Here is a 16176-nt window from a genome sequence, read left to right as displayed (position 1 = left end):
CCGGAATTCGCGCGGTGGTACGTGGCGCTCAGCCCGCGAACCAGGTCGCGCCCACCCGATTGCGACCCTCACGAACCCGAGGACCTTCCCATGACGCCTCGCTTCCCATCGCTCTTCGCCGCCCCACCCACGGGCGCTCCCGCCGCGCGCGACGACCGCGCGCCGCCCGGCCGCGGCCGCCCCGGCTGGGCCTCCCGCCTCGGCGTCGGGCTGATCTCCGCGCTGCTCGGCGCCGCGGCCGCGGCCGCCCCCGCGGGCGACGCCGTCGCGGCCGAGACGCGCGCGGGCGACGGCGCGAACGGCGACGGCATGGACATGCACCTGTTCCGGCCGGCGGTCGACTCCAAAGGGCTCTTCTCGGTCAACGGCGCGGACATCCTCGGCGCGGGCGACATCAGCCTCGGGCTCGTGCTCGATTACGGGCACAACCTGCTGCCCCTGAACGACAACCCCTCGGAGACGAAGGTGATGCTCAATCACGCGTTCCAGGGGACGTTCCAGTTCGATTACGGCATCGCCAACCGCCTGGTGGTCGGGCTCTCGGCGCCGGTGGTGCTCAACGGCGCGAAGCGCGTGAACGACATCGGCCCGGGGCCCGGCGCCAACTACGACGACGACTCGCTCGACGCCCAGGCGCTCGGCAACCTCGCGGTCCACGTGAAGCTGCGCCTGCTCCGCCCCGATCAGGACGTGATCGGGCTCGCGGTCATCGCGCAGGGCGGCGTCGGCGTGGCCGGGGCCGAGGACTTCGCGTCGGACCCGGGCTTCTTCTACTGGCCGCAGCTCGTGCTGGAGAAGCGGCTCGGCGTGACGAACCCGTTCCGGGTCGCGCTCAACGTCGGCTACCGCGGCCACACCGGGAAGAACCCCGCGTTCGGCCTGAAGTCCGACGCCTCGGAGTTCCAGCTCAAGAACGGCGATTTCGCGTACTCCGACCTGCTCACCGGCGGGTTCGGGCTGAGCTACCGCGTCCTCACCCCGCTCGACCTCGTGGCCGAGACGTACCTGACGCAGCAGGTCGGCGGCGGCGAGAGCAGCAAGCAGAAGCTGTCGGCGGAGGCGCTCGGCGGCATCAAGCTCTTCATCGAGCGCAACAGCTTCCTCATGCTGGGCGCCGGGGTCGGGTACACGCCCGGGTTCCAGGTCGCGGAGCAGCGCGCGACGCTCGGGTTCGTCTTCGAGCCGTCGATCGGCGACCGCGACGGCGACGGCATCAAGGACGATCAGGACGACTGCCCCGACGAGCCGGAGGACTTCGACGGCTTCCAGGACACGAAGGCGGACTCGCCCCCCGGCAAGTACGGCTGCCCCGATCCCGACAACGACGAGGACGGCATCCTCGACGTCGACGATCACTGCGTGAACAACCCCGAGGACAAGGACGGCGACGAGGACGACGACGGCTGCCCGGAGGGGAGCGACGGCGACCGCGACGGCGACGGCATCCTGGACTCGCGCGACAAGTGCCCGGACGATCCGGAGGACCGCGACGGCTTCCAGGACAAGGACGGCTGCCCCGATCCCGACAACGACAAGGACGGCATCCCGGACAAGTCCGACCAGTGCCCGAACGACCCGGAGGACAAGGACGATTTCGAGGACGCGGACGGCTGCCCGGATCCGGACAACGATCGGGACGGCATCCCGGACGTGACCGACAAGTGCCCGAACGATCCGGAGACGTTCAATGGCCTCGAGGACGAGGACGGGTGCCCGGACAAGGGCAACGTCGTGATCGAGGAGAACAACATCGTCATCCTCGAGAAGATCCAGTTCGCGACCGGCAGCGCCGAGATCCTCCCGGAGTCGTTCGGGATCGTGCAGGCGGTGGCGGAGACGCTCAAGCACCACCCGGAGTTCACGATGATCGAGGTGCAGGGGCACGCGGACGAGCGCTCGGCCGACGCGTACAACCTCAAGCTGACGCAGTCCCGCGCGGACGCGGTCGTCGCGGCGCTCGTGCAGCGCGGCGTCAACAAGGGCGCGGTGCGCGCGATGGGCTACGGCGAGTACTGCCCGCTCGACCCGGCGCACAACGCGGCCGCGTGGGAGAAGAACCGGCGCGTCGAGTTCAAGGTCGTCCGGACCGACAAGGGCCCGACCAACGTGGAGCTCGGCTGCGCCCTGGCCCGCTCGAAGGGCGTCGTCCCGCCGCCGCCCTGAGCGGAGCGCGCGCCGCGCGGCTCGGACGAGCTCGCGCGGTGCGCTGTGTGCCGGGCGACCGCGCGCGGCGCTCGGATCTGGACAGCGCAGGTCGGCCCGGGAGAGAGTGGCTCCATGAAGGCCCGTGCCGCGCACCTCCTCGCCGCGGCGGCGCTCGCCGCGGCCGCCGCCGGCTGCATCGACACCGACGCCGCCGTGTTCGTCGATCCCTCGATCACCTCGCCGGCGGCGACGGTCGCCACGAGCGCCCTCGGCGCGCAGCTCGCGGTGAGCTTCACGCTCGAGCTCCACCTGGGCGCGCGGGCCAGCGGGCCCAGCCGGGTCGCGGTGCGGACCTTCGAGATCGCGAGCGCCGACCAGGAGACCTCGATCGTCGCGCCGCTCGCCGCCGAGACCACGACCCCGCTGCCCGTCGAGGTCGCTCCGGGCAGCGACGTCCGCGTGGCGTTCACCTTCGACTCGAGCGAAGGCGGCGGGCTGCTCCCGGAGGGCGTCGCGGCGGCGCTCTGCGCGGCGGAGGGGATCCGCGTCACGGGCGCGATCGAGGACTCGCTGGAGGACGGGGCGACGCCGGTCGCCTCCGACACCTTCGCCGCGAGCTGCCCGTGACGCGCCGCGCGCCCGGCGGCGATCTCGGCGCAGGGCGCGCGCTGAAGAGGGCCACGGCGCGCGCGCCGCGCTAAAATCCGCCCCATGGCGCACGACGAGCTCACCCATCCTCCGGAGATCGACGCGGGGCGCGCGCACCGGCCGCCGGCGCACGACGACGAGCGCGACGGGGGCGCGCTCCAGTACTCCAGCGGCGGCGGCGGCGAGGGGCTCGGGCTCGACGAGGGCGGCCTCGCCGCGCTCCGGCGCGCGGTGGCCGCGTGGCGCTCCGGCCCGGTCGCCGAGGCGTCGGCCCGCTTCCCGCCGCGCAGCGAGCGCTTCACGACCTGGAGCGGCGTCGAGGTGCCCGACCTCGCGACTCCGGCCGACGCGCCGCGCGACTACGCGGCGGCGCTCGGGTTGCCCGGGGAGTTCCCGTTCACGCGGGGCGTCCAGCCGACGATGTACCGCGGCAAGCTCTGGACGATGCGCATGTTCGCGGGCTTCGGCACGCCGGAGCAGACGAACGCGCGGTTCAAGTACCTGCTCGCCGAGGGGCAGACGGGGCTGTCGACCGCCTTCGATTTCCCGACGCTCATGGGCTACGACTCCGACTCTCCGCGGTCGCTCGGCGAGGTGGGGATGTGCGGTGTCGCGGTCGACACGCTCCGTGACATGGAGGTGCTCTTCGACGGCATCCCGCTCGACCAGGTGACGACGTCGATGACCATCAACGGCCCTGCCGTGGTGCTGCTCGCGTTCTACATCGCGCTCGCCGACAAGCGCGGGATCCCGCGCAAGCGGATCGGCGGGACGGTGCAGAACGACTGCCTGAAGGAGTTCATCGCCCAGCACGCGTGGCTCGTCCCGCCGCGCCCGGCGATGCGCGTCGTGACGGACATGATCGAGTTCTGCGCGCGCGAGGTGCCGCGGTGGAACTCGGTGTCGATCAGCGGCTACCACATCCGGGAGGCGGGCTCGACCGCCGCCCAGGAGCTCGCGTTCACGCTGGCCGACGGGCTCGCCTACGTCGAGAGCTGCGTGGAGCGCGGCCTCGACGTCGACAGCTTCGCGCCGCGCCTCTCGTTCTTCTTCGACGTGCACAACGATTTCTTCGAGGAGATCGCGAAGCTCCGCGCCGCCCGCCGCATGTGGGCGCGGCTGCTCAAGGAGCGCTACGGGGCGAAGAAGGCCGAGAGCATGAAGCTCCGGACGCACGCGCAGACGGCCGGCGTCTCCCTGACGGCGCAGCAGCCCTACAACAACGTGGTGCGCGTGTCGCTCCAGGCCCTCGCCGCCGTGCTCGGCGGCACCCAGTCGCTCCACACGAACTCGCTCGACGAGACGTACGCGCTCCCCACCGAGGAAAGCGTGACCATCGCCCTCCGGACGCAGCAGATCATCGCCCACGAGAGCGGGGCCGCGAACACCGTCGATCCGCTCGGCGGGAGCTATTACGTGGAGTGGCTGACGGACCGCCTCGAGCAGGAGGCGCTCGAGTACATCCGGCGGATCGACGACATGGGCGGCATGGTGGCCGCCATCGAGAAGGGGTATCCGCAGCGCGAGATCGCGGCCTCGGCCTACCGCTTCCAGCGAGAGCTGGAGTCGAACGAGCGGATCATGGTGGGCGTGAACCGGTACGCGGCGGCGGGCGAGAAGACGATCCCCCTCCTGCGCATCGACGAGGAGGTGCAGCGGGTGCAATGCGAGAACCTCGCCAGGGTCAAGGCCGGGCGGGACCAGGACCGGGTGCGGGGCGCGCTCGCCGAGGTGCGCGAGGCCGCGCGCAGCCCGAGGACGAACCTCATGCCCCCCATCATCGCGGCGGCCAGCGCGTACGCGACCGAGCAGGAGATCTGCGACGTGCTGCGCGACGTCATGGGAACTTACAGCGATCCGGCAGAATTCTGAGCTCCCGGTGGCCCCCCCCGGGGGGGGACACCCGCTGCTTCGTGCGCATCCGCTCAGGTCGCGGAGCGTACGGCGGGACCGGGAACCCCCTCAATTCGTCAGGTTGACACTTCTCTACCTCGGCCGGTAGAGTGCGCCGGCGTCAGGATGCCGCAGTCGCGGCTCAACCGTGGCGCCGCCGTACGGTCTGCTGTTGTCGCTGCGCTGCGGCGCTGCGTGCTGTCGGTCGAGTGAGAGGATCGTCGCGGGCGACCGAGGTCGCCGCGAGGGAGCAAGCTTATGAAGAGTCGATCCATGTCGCGCCGCTTTTTTGCCCTGTCGGCGCTCCTGCTGTCCGTCGGCGCCACGGCGGCGTGTGACAACAAAGGGTCCGAGAGCCCCAGCAAGGACGCGCCGGCGGGCTCGGCCGCGCCGGGCGCGGGCGCCGGGGCGACGCCGCAGGGCGGCGCGAAGGCGGGCGGCGCGAAGCTGGTCACGATCTCCCGGGAGCAGCAGGCGTCCTGGGTGCGGAACTTCAACCCGCTGCTCGCCGAGGGGAGCGTCCGCTTCCCCACCCTCGCGGGCATCTACGAGCCGATGATCGTGTACAACACGATGAAGGGCGAGTTCGTGCCCTGGCTCGCGACGAAGTACGAGTGGGGCGAGGGGAACAAGAAGCTCACCTTCACGACCCGCACCGAGGTCAAGTGGTCTGACGGACAGCCCTTCTCGGCGAAGGACGTCGCGTTCACGTTCGGGCTCCTCAAGAAGTTCCCGGCGACCGACCTCACGGGCGTGTGGAAGTTCCTCGACTCGGTCGAGGCCAAGAACGACACCACCGTCGAGTTCACCCTCAAGGAGGCGTACGTCCCCGGGCTCCATTACATCGGTCACCAGCCGATCGTGCCGGAGCACAAGTGGAAGGACGTCGCCGACCCGGTCACGTTCACGAACGAGAACCCGGTCGCGACGGGGCCCTTCACCGAGGTGAAGGTCTTCCAGAACCAGGTGTACGAGCTCCACAAGAACCCGAACTACTGGCAGAAGGGCAAGCCGGGGGTCGACGGGCTTCGCTTCCCGGCGTACCCGGGCAACGACCAGGCGAACCTGGCGCTCATCAACGGCGAGGTCGACTGGGCCGGCAACTTCGTCCCCGACATCGACAAGACCTACGTCTCCAAGGACTCGCAGAACAACCACTACTGGTTCCCGCTCGTCGGCGGCACCGTGACGCTCTACCCGAACGCCACGAAGAAGCCGTTCGACGACATCAAGGTGCGCAAGGCCATCAGCATGGCCATCGACCGGGCCCAGATCGCCAAGATCGCGGTCAACGGCTACACGGTCGGCGCGGACGCGACCGGGCTCGACGACGCGTACTCGCGCTGGCGCAACGAGAAGGCGGTGGCGGCGGGCGACTGGACCACCTTCGACGTGGCCAAGGCGAACGCGCTGCTCGACGAGGCCGGCTACGCCAAGGGCTCGGACGGCATCCGGGCGAAGGACGGCAAGCCGCTGAAGTTCGACATCAACGTCGTGACCGGCTGGTCCGACTGGGTGCGCGCGGTCCAGATCACCACGCAGAACCTGAAGGCCGTCGGCATCGAGGCCACGCTGAAGACGTACGACTTCAGCGCGTTCTTCGAGGCGCTCCAGAAGGGCACGTTCGACATGTCGATGGGCTGGACGAACACCGAGCCCACGCCGTTCAACTTCTACCGCGATCTCATGGCCCCGGAGTTCGTGAAGCCGGTCGGCGAGATCACCGCGCGCAACTGGCACCGCTTCGCGGCCAAGGAGGCCGAGCCGCTGTTCAAGCAGTTCCAGGCCGCGACGGATCCGGCGGAGCAGAAGCGCATCATCGACGAGCTCCAGATGATCTTCGTCGAGAAGGTGCCGGTGATCCCGCTGTTCAAGAACCCGTCCTGGGGCGAGTACAGCACGAAGCGCTTCGTCGGGTGGCCCAGCAAGGAGAACCCGTACGCGAAGCTGTCGCCGAACAACTCGCCGGACTACCTGCTCGTCCTCACCGAGATCAAGGCGAAGTGAAGGCTGCTGGCGCTGCGCGCCTGGCGTCGTGTACGCCGCGCGCGTGGCGCCTGACGCCGCGCGCGTGGCGCCTGACGCCGCGCGTGTAGCGCCGCCGCGCGCGGGCCGGGTCCCGGCTCGCGCGGCGGGCGATTCCCCTCCTCTCAGCACAAACCTTGGCCGCTGCCGGCGCCGGTGCGAAGATCGCACCGTATGCTCCGTTCAGGCCTCATCGCACGTCTCGCTGCGCTCCTCTCCGGCGTCGCCCTCCTCGCCTGCGGCGGCAACCAGCACGCGGGCGCGGCCGAGTTCTGGGAGGGCGGCACCGTGGATCCCGCCGTGCAGGAGAAGCGCGAGCAGGATGGCGCGCAGCCGAAGGCGGCGCGCAGGCCGGTCTCGACGCCCGACGAGTTCAGCGGCGCGCCCGCCGTGCCCCAGGAGCAGGTGCGCTCCTGGGTCGGGGTGCGGCACGACCTCGGGCTCGCGCGCGCTGCCTCGCCGAAGGAGCGCTGCAGCTGCCTCGCCGTGGAGGTGGGCGAGGCGCGCGATCCCAGGTTCCAGTGGGCGGCCGGCGCTCCGGAGGTCGGGGGCGGCACGCTCGCGATCGCCCTGAGCGCGCGCGGGGTGCCCTGCCCGGGCGGCGCAGCGGACGAGGCGGATCGGCGACCGTCGATCTCGGCGGTCGATCAGGAGGGGAACGACATCGTGATCGAGGTCGAGGACCTGCCGCCGGGGCGGCCGCTCGCGACCGGCGCGGTCATCCCGAGGCCGGCCCAGGGCGGGGCGATCTACGTGAAGGGGAAGTCGTCGAAGGTGCCCTATGCACGCGCGCCCGGCGGGGCGCGCTGCAAAGTCTATTGACGCGAGCCGGGGGGCGGCGCGGCCCCGGCGCGGCAGGGCTCAGTTCGCGGGGGCGCCGGCGCAGATCCAGTCGTTGAACTTCTTGATGTCGGCCTCGGGCAGCGGGCCGCTCGGGGGCATCCTGCCGGTGTTGGCGCAGATGTCCTCGCCCAGCAGCTTGTTGATGAGGTAGCTCTCGCTCGGCATGCCCGGCACGACGAGCACCCGCTCGCGGCAGGTGCTGCTTCCCTGATCGACGAGATCGCCGGCGCCCGCGGCCGGGCGGAGGTCGAGCTGCGCGGCCGGCGGCATAGAGCCGCCGTGGCAGTTCTGCGTGGCGCAGGACCGCGCCAGGATGGGCTGCACGTCGGCGAACGACGCGGTGTCCGGCCCGCAGGCGGGATCGCTGGGGGCGCTGCCGCCGCCGCCCTCGCCCGGGGCAGCGCCGCCGCCGCCCTCGCCGGGGGCAGCGCCGCCGCCGCCCTCGCCGGGGGCAGCGCCGCCGCCGCCCTCGCCCGGGGTGACGGTGCCGCTGCTCGTGGTCGTGGAGCCGGTGCCGGTGCCGGTCCCCGTGCCGGTGCCGGTGCCGGCGCCGCCGGTGTCGCCGGGGTCGTCATCGGAGCAGGCGGCCGCCGCCGAGAGGCCGAGAGCAAGACACAGAATCCATCGCCGTGGAGCTTGAAGGTAGACCAAAGGACCTCTCCGCTGTTGGGTCACGCGGCGCCCGCCGCGTGAGCGACTGTGGCGGGCACACTAGGAGGCGCTGTGCGACGGCACAACGCAATTCGTGAGGGCGGTGGATCCTCGAGCCGCGAAGCAATGATAACGCTGGAATGAAATGGTGGCGCTGCAATGGAGAACAGCGCCGTTGCGCGGCGTCCGCCTGCGTTATCCGGCGAGCGCCCGCGAGGAGAGGAGCTCTCCCGGATCGCGCTCTGACATGTCCTCGAAACGCGGGAGCGCCGAGAGCCGGCGCGTCACCGTCGCCGAGGTCTCGGGGTCGCGCTGAAATACGACCGCGCGGCTGAGGGTCTGCTTCGACACCGCCCTGAGCAGCGACGGCGAGTGCGTCGTCGCCACGATCTGGCAGATCGGCGGCCGCGCCGCCCCCTCCAGCGTCTGCGCGAGCAGGCCGGCGCGCTCGGGGTGCAGGCCCGCGTCGGGGTCCTCGAGGAGCAGGAGCGAGCCCTCGGGCGCGGTGAGCACGCCGGCGATCTTGCCGAGCGCGCGCAGCGCGCCGTCCGGGAGGCACGGCGCGGGGACGCGGTGGCCGCCCTTCTCGACGAGCACCATCATCACGTCGCCGAGGCCCGTCTCTGCGAACTCGATGTCGTTGATCTCGGGCGCGACGATCTCCCGTATCCAGCCGAGCACGTCGTGTTTGTGATCGGCCTCCTCGCAGAGCCGGCGGAGCACGGCGGAGAGGTTCTGCCCGCCGGCGCCGAGGCTGTCGATCTCGTGCGGCACGTAACCCCTCATCCGCGAAGGATCGATGTCGAGCGACAGCGTGCTCCGCATCGCGACCTGGAGCGCGTTGCAGAGCGCGATCACGTCCGCGAGGCTCACGTCGTCGGCGCGCCCGCGGTGGTGCTCGATCTGCCCGAGCAGGCTGCGCCGCGCGGGGTTCTTGTCCGGAGACGCCGCCCTCATGCTGCGGATCTTCTTCGACGACGCCTTCATCACGCCGCCCGAGGCGAACCCCTCGAGCCCCTTCAGCGCGGAGGTGGGCGTGTCGAAGAGCGGCGCGCCTGCCACCTTTGCCTCCAGCGACTCGTGCTCCACGATCACGTCGGGCTCGACCTGACACGTGATCTTGTGTGTGAGCTCGTCCTTCCCGAGCGCCCATCGGCTCTCGATGGTGAAGGACTTCGCGCCCCGGTGCGTGGCCCCCTGCGTGCCGCCGCGCAGGCCCGGCCAGACCTCGCGCCGCCCGTCGACGCGGCCGCGGAAGATGTCGCAGATCGGGAGATCCAGCCCGACGCCCTGCAGGAAGCGCAGGGCGTCGAGGAGATTGCTCTTCCCGGAGCCGTTGGCCCCGATCAGCAGCGTGAGGGGGGACAGCTCCACCGTTTCATCGGCGAAGCTCTTGAAGTTCCTGAGTCGAATGGATGTCAGCATGCCTGGCCGCTCGCGGTCCTCCATGTAGCCAGGCGGGCGGCCGGATGTCCAGCGCCGGAAGGCCCATCAACGAAAGTCGATGAGCTCGATGTCGAACACGAGGAGGCCGGCGGGGGCGCCGGGGCGTGTCGGCTTTTCGCCGTACGCGAGCTCGGCGGGGATCCAGAATCGCGCCTTCTCGCCTTTCACCATCAGCTGTACGCCCTCGGTCCACCCCTTGATCACGCCGCCCAGCGGGAAGGTGGCCGGCTCGTCGCGCACGATGGAGCTGTCGAACATCTTCCCGTCGGTCGTCCAGCCCGTGTAGTGCACGGTGACGCGGCTCGTCGGCTTGGGGTGCTCGGTGCCCGTGCCCTTCTGGAGGACCTGGTAGGCGAGCCCGGACGTGGTCTTCTTCGCGGTCTTCGGCGCCGCCTTCACGTCCTTCGGCACGGGCGGGGGCTTCGGGGCGGGCGCGAAATCGAGCAGCTCGACGTCGAACACGAGCATGCCGGCCGGGGCGCCGGGGCGCGTGGGCCGGTCGCCGTAGGCGAGGTCCCCGGGGATCCAGAGGCGGCGCTTCTCGCCCTTGCTCATGAGCTGGAGCGCTTCCGTCCACCCCTTGATAACACCCCCGACCGGGAAGGTGGCCGGCTCGTTGCGCACGATGGAGCTGTCGAACATCTTCCCGTCCGTCGTCCACCCCGTGTAGTGGACCGTCACCTTGTCGTCCGGGCCGGGGTGCGCCTTGTCCTTGCCGGGCGTGAGCACCTTGAACGCGAGCCCCGAGGTGGTCTTCTGCGCGTCGGCGGGCGGCGCGGCCACGTCCGGCGGCGCGGGCAAGCCGGCAGGCTCGGCGGGCGGCGCGGGCTCGGCGGGCGTGGGCGCGGCGGTGGGCTCGGCCGGCGCGCTGGCCGTGGGCGGCGGGGACTCGGCGACCGGCTGCGGGCTTGGCTTCTGGTCGCACGCGGCGAGCGGGACGGCGAGCATCACAACAAGGAGAGCGGCGCAACGTTTCATGCGCCGCTTCATAGCTCGTTCGCGGCCACGGGCCGGTACTTTGTGCCGATCCGCCGAGCACGTCCGTCGCCGCGGAACCTCAACAACCGTCCGCGGCGCTCCCGGCGACGGTCCTCGACCTGTCTCCCTGGACGATCTAGCGTTCGCCCGCCATGGCGAAAGCAGTTTATTTCTTCGGGGCGGGGCAGGCGGACGGGGATGCACAGCAGAAAGATCTGCTGGGGGGCAAGGGGGCAGGGCTCGCGGAGATGACGCGGCTCGGCATTCCGGTCCCGCCGGGCTTCACGATCACGACCGAGGTGTGCAACGCCTATTACGCCGCGCGCAAGGCGCTGCCCGCCGGCGTCGAGGAGGAGATCGAGGCGGGGATCCGCCGGCTGGAGTCGCTGCTCGAGCTGAAGCTCGGGAGCCCGGACGCGCCGCTGCTCGTGTCGGTGCGCTCGGGCGCGCGCGCGTCGATGCCGGGGATGATGGATACGATCCTGAACCTCGGCCTGAACGACGAGATCGCGCGGGGGCTCGCGCGGCGCACGGGGAGCGAGCGGTTCGCGCTGGACGCGTATCGCCGGTTCATCCTGGCCTATGCGGACATCGTGCTCGGCGTGCCGCGGGCGCGGCTCGACGAGGCGCTCGGCCGCGCGCGCGCGCAGGCCGCGGCGCGGCTCGGCGTCGACACGACGCGCCTGAACTCCGCGGAGCTCGAGCGCAAGGTGCCCGACGCGATGCTCGACGCGGAGTCGCTCGCGGCCCTGGTGAAGCGGCAGAAGGAGATCGTCGTCGAGGCGACGGGGCAGCCGTTCCCGGAGGATCCGCGCGCCCAGCTCTGGGGCGCGATCCGGGCCGTATTCGATAGCTGGCATAACCAGCGCGCGAAGGTGTACCGGCGGATGCACGATATCCCGGAGGCCTGGGGGACGGCGTGCAACGTGCAAGCGATGGTGTTCGGCAACCTGGGCGACGACTCGGGCACGGGCGTGGCGTTCACGCGTGACCCCTCGACGGGGGAGAGGCGCTTCTTCGGCGAGTGGCTGCCGAACGCGCAGGGCGAGGACGTGGTGGCCGGGGTGCGCACGCCGCACCCGCTGTCGAGGACCGGCGCAACCGACGTGGACGACGCGAGCTCGCTCGAGGCGCGGATGCCGGGCGCTTACGCGGAGCTCGTCGAGGTGCAGCAGACGCTCGAGCGGCACTTCCGCGACATGCAGGATCTCGAGTTCACGATCCAGGAGAACACGCTGTATTTGCTCCAGTGTCGCACCGGCAAGCGCACGGGCGCGGCGGCGGTGCGCATCGCGGTCGAGATGGCCAAAGAGGGCCTGATCAGCCAGCGCGAGGCGATCTCGCGGGTGGATCCGGGCGCGATCGATCAGCTGCTCCACCCGAGCCTCGACCCGAGCGCGCCGAAGCGGCTGCTCGCGCGGGGCCTGCCGGCGAGCCCCGGGGCGGTGACGGGGCAGGTGGTGTTCACCGCCGACGAGGCGGAGCGGCGCGCGGGCCAGGGCAAGGCGGTGATCCTGGTGCGCGCCGAGACGTCGCCGGAGGACATCCACGGCATGAAGGCGGCGCGCGGCGTCCTGACGGCCCGCGGCGGAATGACCAGCCACGCGGCCGTGGTGGCGCGGGGGATGGGCAAGAGCTGCGTCGCGGGCTGCTCGGCGATCAGCGTGAGCCGCGACCAGATGGCGGTGACGCTCTACGACGATCACGGCCACGCCACCGGGACGATCGCGGTGAAGGCCGGCGACCTGATCACGCTCGACGGCGGCGCCGGCGCGGTCTACCTCGGGGCGGTGCCGACCGTCCCGGCGGCGCTGAGCGGCGCCTTCGGCGAGCTCATGGCGTGGGCCGACGCGGTCCGGCGCCTCCGGGTGAGGGCGAACGCCGACACGCCGCACGACGCGAGGACGGCGCGCAACTTCGGCGCGGAGGGCATCGGGCTCTGCCGCACCGAGCACATGTTCTTCGACGAGGAGCGCATCGGGGCGATGCGCGAGATGATCCTCGCCCGCGACGACGAGGGGCGGCGGCGCGCCCTCGCGAAGCTGCTCCCGTTCCAGCGCGACGATTTCGTGGGTGTTTTCCGGGAGATGGCCGGCCTGCCCGTGACGATCCGGCTGCTCGATCCGCCGCTGCACGAGTTCCTGCCCGAGGAGCCGGCGCAGCTCGAGCAGCTCGCGAAGGTGATGGGCGTCAGCCGGCGGGAGATCGAGCGCAGGAACGAGGAGCTCGCCGAGTACAACCCGATGCTCGGCCACCGGGGCTGTCGGCTGGCGATCACCTCCCCGGAGATCTACGAGATGCAGGCGCGCGCCATCTTCGAGGCGGCGTGTGACGTGGCGGCGGCGGGCATCGAGGTCGAGCCCGAGATCATGATCCCGCTCAGCATGACGCGGCGCGAGCTCGCCATCGCGCGGGGGCTCGTCTCCGCGGTGGCGGAGCGGGTGTTCGCCGAGAAGGGGCGTCGGGTCGAGTTCCGGTTCGGGACGATGATCGAGCTGCCGCGCGCGGCGATCGTGGCGGGCGAGCTCTCGGAAGAGGCCGAGTTCTTCAGCTTCGGTACGAACGATCTCACGCAGACGGCGCTCGGCATCTCGCGCGACGACGCGGGCCGGTTCCTCGGCGCGTACGTCGAGGCCGGCGTGTTCGCGAAGGATCCGTTCCAGTCGCTCGACGTGCCCGGCGTCGGGGCGCTCGTGGAGATGGGGCGGGACCGGGGGCGCGCGGCGCGGCCCGGGCTGAAGCTCGGGGTCTGCGGCGAGCACGGCGGCGATCCGGGCTCGATCGCGTTCTTCGAGCGGGCCGGGCTCGATTACGTCTCCTGCTCGCCGTTCCGCGTCCCGGTGGCCCGCCTCGCGGCCGCGCAGGCGGCGCTCGCGGAAGGGCCCGCGCGGGGGCCGCGCGCGACGGACTGACCCTCTCTGTCCCTGGACATCGAATAACGTCGTTCGCGGAGCGGCGCGACATCCGTTCTCACGGGCGCGCGAGCTCTCCATCACGAGCGCGTTTTGCGTCGCTGCGCGTCTGCTAGAACAGGCGCCTCGCCGCATTCCGCGGGTGTCTGGCTGGGTGTTCCTCTGGGCCCATGCTGCTTCACCGCGCGCTGGCGACTGGAGGTCTCATGCGTCGTGTTCGCGTCCGCGTCTCCGCTGCGCTGCTCGCCCTCGTGGGGGCGGCGACCTCAGGTGCTCTCGTCGCGGTCGGCTGTCATGCCGGGGGGCCGCGCGACGCGGCCGGCGGGGGCGGGGCGTCCGGGGGCGCCGGAGGCCTCGGCGGCGCGGGCGGCGGCGGCGGCGGGGCCGCGCCGACGGACGAGGGCTTCGGCGGGCTGCTCTCCTCCGGCGAGGACGCCGGATCCGCCGCGGTCGACGCCGCGGTGAACCCGTGCGGCACGGAGTGCGGTTCGGAGGAGCTCTGCGATCAGGCGCACCTCGGGGCCGACGACGACTGCGACGGTCAGGTCGACGAGACGTGCGCCTGCATCCCGGGGCAGGCGCACGCGTGTTTCATGGGGGATCCCTCGTACCGCACGGCGGAGGGGTGTTTTCCGGGCACCGCGCTGTGCGACGAGATCGGCGCGTGGGGGCCGTGCGTCGGCGGCCGCCACGCGACCGAGGGCTGCTTCAGCGAGAGCCCGCAGGGCTGCCACGCAATGCAGGCGCCGCCGTTCGCCGACGTGAACCTGAAGGAGGGGACTGGCACGTTCAGCGCGGACGCCGTGCCGGGCTCGGAGTCCTGGACGGTCGTTTGCCCGACAGGCATCGATCCGTGCCCCGCGGCGACCGGGGTGGATCCGGCGGACGATTACAAGCCGCTCCAGTCGGGCGAGTACAAGGTGACGTACACGAAGCGGCGCGCGGACGGCGCGGCGGCGTCGTGCGAGTACGCGCTCTACGTCGGCGCGCCCGGCCTGCGGGTCGAGCTCGAGTGGGAGCACGACCTCGGCGGCCGCGGGGTGGATCTCGACCTGCACGTGCACCAGCCGGGCGACGCGCAGCCGTGGCGGGTCAGCGGATCTGCGGCCGATTGCGGGTACAACAACTGTACGGTCGACCACATGGAGGGGGGCTCGTCGCTCTACTGGTTCAGCGACACCGCGGCGCCCCCGGACCCGGTGAGATGGCACAAGGATCCGGTGGAGGCGAGGAACACCTGCTACTTCGCGCCTCGCGGCGCCGGGCGGGCGTGGCGCGAGCTCGACCAGGGCTGCCACAACCCGCGGCTCGACATCGACAACATCACGTGCGACCCCGGCGTCACGGATCCGAACAGGGATGAGTTCTGCGCGCCGGAGAACATCAACATCGATTTCCCGCCGGTCGGGCAATGGACGCGGATCGGGGTCCATTACTACTCGGCCCACGGCGAGCGTTACCCGGTGCACCCGCGGGTCAAGATCTTCTGCCACGGCGCCCTCGGGGCGGATCTCGGCCCGACGGGGTTCCACGATCCGGAGGCGCCCGTCACGTTCGCGTCGAGCGAATCGAGCACCCGGTACTGGCTCGTGGCCGACGTCGCGTTCATCGATGGGGGCGAGTGCGGCGAGGACACCTGCGTCGTGAGGCCGCTCTACGAGGACGAGGTGATGAAGACCCCGCTGCTCACGACGCGGACGTCGGTGGAGTCGAGCTTCGGCCCGGATTACCCGCCGCCGCCCTGAGGGGAGCTGTTCTCCCTGCGGCCGCGGGCGCTGGCGTGGCCGCGGGCGCCTCGCGGCGGGCCGCGGGCGGCGGCGCCGGGCCCGCCGGCGCCCCGGCGGGCCCGGCGCTTTACAGGCGCGGCGGGGCGGTGCACGCTAACGGCATGGGCATCTTCGACCGCATGGGGAAGGTCATCTCGAGCAACGTCAACGCGCTCCTCGACAAGGCGGAAGATCCGAAAAAGTCGTTGGATCTCATCGTCGAGGAGATGAAGGATCAGATCCGCGCGGCCCGGAAGGAGCTGGTCGACGCGGTAGCGGCCGAGAAGGTGCTGCGCAAGAAGGTCGACGAGCTCGACGCCGAGGCGGACAAGTGGGAGAAGCGCGCGGAGCTCGCGCTGAAGGCGGGTGACGAGACGCTCGCGCGCGAGGCGCTGGTCCAGAAGAAGCGCGTCGTCGGCGAGCGCGACCGGGCCGAGGCGATGCGGGCGGAGCAGCGATCGGCCGTCCTCTCGATGAAGACGGAGCTCGAGCGGATGGAGGCGAAGCAGGAGGAGTTCCAGGCGCGCAAGGGCACGCTCGCGGCGCAGATCCAGCAGCAGCGCGCGGGCGGCGGCGCCGAGGGGCTCGGGGCGCGGGGCGGCTCCAGCGCGTTCGCGGAGTTCCGGCGGATGGAGGAGGCGGTCGAGGGGCAGGCGGCCCAGGTCGCGGCGTCGCGCGAGGTGGAGGAGGCGATCTCGGGCGGCGGACTGTCGGCGGCGGAGCTCGAGGCGAAGTTCGCGCGCCTCGAGCACGGCCGCGGGGCGGGCAGCGACGATCGGCCCGGCGGGTCGGCGGTCGACGACGAGCTCGCCGCGCTGAAGAAGAAGATCCGGATCGGGTCCTGAGGGCGGCGGGAGCCGCCGGGCAGG

At 71.6% G+C, this 16176-nt stretch carries 11 protein-coding genes; 8 read left to right on the top strand and 3 right to left on the bottom strand.

Features of this window, described 5'->3' with window-relative positions; translation table 11 throughout:
• Positions 1 to 90 precede the first annotated feature (90 nt).
• The 5 genes from WMF43_RS42205 to WMF43_RS42185 all read left to right on the top strand — a co-directional run bounded on the left by WMF43_RS42205 (position 91) and on the right by WMF43_RS42185 (position 7533).
• Complete coding sequence (locus WMF43_RS42205) at positions 91 to 2163, top strand: OmpA family protein (protein ID WP_437673638.1); 2073 nt, start codon at positions 91 to 93, stop codon at positions 2161 to 2163.
• Positions 2164 to 2277: 114 nt separating this feature from the next.
• The gene (locus WMF43_RS42200) at positions 2278 to 2772 is read left to right on the top strand and encodes a hypothetical protein (protein WP_437673636.1); all 495 of its coding nucleotides are present in this window, start codon (positions 2278 to 2280) and stop codon (positions 2770 to 2772) included.
• 84 nt (positions 2773 to 2856) lie between these two features.
• Complete coding sequence (locus tag WMF43_RS42195) at positions 2857 to 4665, top strand: acyl-CoA mutase large subunit family protein (protein WP_437673634.1); 1809 nt, start codon at positions 2857 to 2859, stop codon at positions 4663 to 4665.
• A 294-nt stretch (positions 4666 to 4959) separates the two neighbouring features.
• The gene (locus tag WMF43_RS42190; protein WP_437673633.1) at positions 4960 to 6693 is read left to right on the top strand and encodes an ABC transporter substrate-binding protein; all 1734 of its coding nucleotides are present in this window, start codon (positions 4960 to 4962) and stop codon (positions 6691 to 6693) included.
• A gap of 192 nt (positions 6694 to 6885) precedes the next feature.
• Complete coding sequence (locus WMF43_RS42185; protein WP_437673631.1) at positions 6886 to 7533, top strand: hypothetical protein; 648 nt, start codon at positions 6886 to 6888, stop codon at positions 7531 to 7533.
• 39 nt (positions 7534 to 7572) lie between these two features.
• On the opposite strand, the gene WMF43_RS42180 is transcribed toward WMF43_RS42185, so the two are convergent.
• From WMF43_RS42180 to WMF43_RS42170, 3 genes are all read right to left on the bottom strand, one after another.
• On the bottom strand, positions 7573 to 8205 hold the full coding sequence (locus WMF43_RS42180; RefSeq protein ID WP_437673629.1) for a hypothetical protein: 633 nt from the start codon (positions 8203 to 8205) through the stop codon (positions 7573 to 7575).
• A 195-nt stretch (positions 8206 to 8400) separates the two neighbouring features.
• On the bottom strand, positions 8401 to 9630 hold the full coding sequence (locus WMF43_RS42175; RefSeq protein WP_437673627.1) for an AAA family ATPase: 1230 nt from the start codon (positions 9628 to 9630) through the stop codon (positions 8401 to 8403).
• Between the two features lie 66 nt (positions 9631 to 9696).
• The gene (locus tag WMF43_RS42170; protein ID WP_437673625.1) at positions 9697 to 10629 is read right to left on the bottom strand and encodes an FKBP-type peptidyl-prolyl cis-trans isomerase; all 933 of its coding nucleotides are present in this window, start codon (positions 10627 to 10629) and stop codon (positions 9697 to 9699) included.
• Between the two features lie 152 nt (positions 10630 to 10781).
• Here WMF43_RS42170 and ppdK point away from each other — a divergent pair, with 152 nt between their 5' ends.
• The 3 genes from ppdK (at position 10782) to WMF43_RS42155 (ending at position 16152) form a co-directional block, all read left to right on the top strand.
• Positions 10782 to 13541, top strand: a complete 2760-nt coding sequence (gene ppdK / locus WMF43_RS42165; RefSeq protein WP_437673624.1) for a pyruvate, phosphate dikinase — start codon at positions 10782 to 10784, stop codon at positions 13539 to 13541.
• Positions 13542 to 13747: 206 nt separating this feature from the next.
• The gene (locus WMF43_RS42160) at positions 13748 to 15286 is read left to right on the top strand and encodes a hypothetical protein (RefSeq protein ID WP_437673623.1); all 1539 of its coding nucleotides are present in this window, start codon (positions 13748 to 13750) and stop codon (positions 15284 to 15286) included.
• 143 nt (positions 15287 to 15429) lie between these two features.
• Positions 15430 to 16152 (top strand): PspA/IM30 family protein, encoded by a 723-nt coding sequence (locus WMF43_RS42155; RefSeq protein WP_437673622.1) that lies wholly within the window; start codon positions 15430 to 15432, stop codon positions 16150 to 16152.
• The last annotated feature ends 24 nt before the right edge of the window (positions 16153 to 16176 follow it).

The sequence above is a fragment of the Sorangium sp. So ce131 genome (assembly GCF_051519095.1).
Lineage (GTDB): Bacteria > Myxococcota_A > Polyangia > Polyangiales > Polyangiaceae > Sorangium.
This window is presented reverse-complemented; position numbering and strand designations above follow the sequence as displayed.

Excerpts from the sequence above, each read along its gene's own strand:
- WMF43_RS42195 (WP_437673634.1), top strand. The coding sequence starts at position 2,857 with ATGGCGCACGACGAGCTCACCCATCCTCCGGAGATCGACGCGGGGCGC.
- ppdK (WP_437673624.1), top strand. The coding sequence starts at position 10,782 with ATGGCGAAAGCAGTTTATTTCTTCGGGGCGGGGCAGGCGGACGGGGAT.
- WMF43_RS42205 (WP_437673638.1), top strand. The coding sequence starts at position 91 with ATGACGCCTCGCTTCCCATCGCTCTTCGCCGCCCCACCCACGGGCGCT.
- WMF43_RS42155 (WP_437673622.1), top strand. The coding sequence starts at position 15,430 with ATGGGCATCTTCGACCGCATGGGGAAGGTCATCTCGAGCAACGTCAAC.
- WMF43_RS42175 (WP_437673627.1), bottom strand. The coding sequence starts at position 9,630 with ATGCTGACATCCATTCGACTCAGGAACTTCAAGAGCTTCGCCGATGAA.
- WMF43_RS42200 (WP_437673636.1), top strand. The coding sequence starts at position 2,278 with ATGAAGGCCCGTGCCGCGCACCTCCTCGCCGCGGCGGCGCTCGCCGCG.
- WMF43_RS42185 (WP_437673631.1), top strand. The coding sequence starts at position 6,886 with ATGCTCCGTTCAGGCCTCATCGCACGTCTCGCTGCGCTCCTCTCCGGC.
- WMF43_RS42190 (WP_437673633.1), top strand. The coding sequence starts at position 4,960 with ATGTCGCGCCGCTTTTTTGCCCTGTCGGCGCTCCTGCTGTCCGTCGGC.
- WMF43_RS42170 (WP_437673625.1), bottom strand. The coding sequence starts at position 10,629 with ATGAAACGTTGCGCCGCTCTCCTTGTTGTGATGCTCGCCGTCCCGCTC.
- WMF43_RS42160 (WP_437673623.1), top strand. The coding sequence starts at position 13,748 with ATGCGTCGTGTTCGCGTCCGCGTCTCCGCTGCGCTGCTCGCCCTCGTG.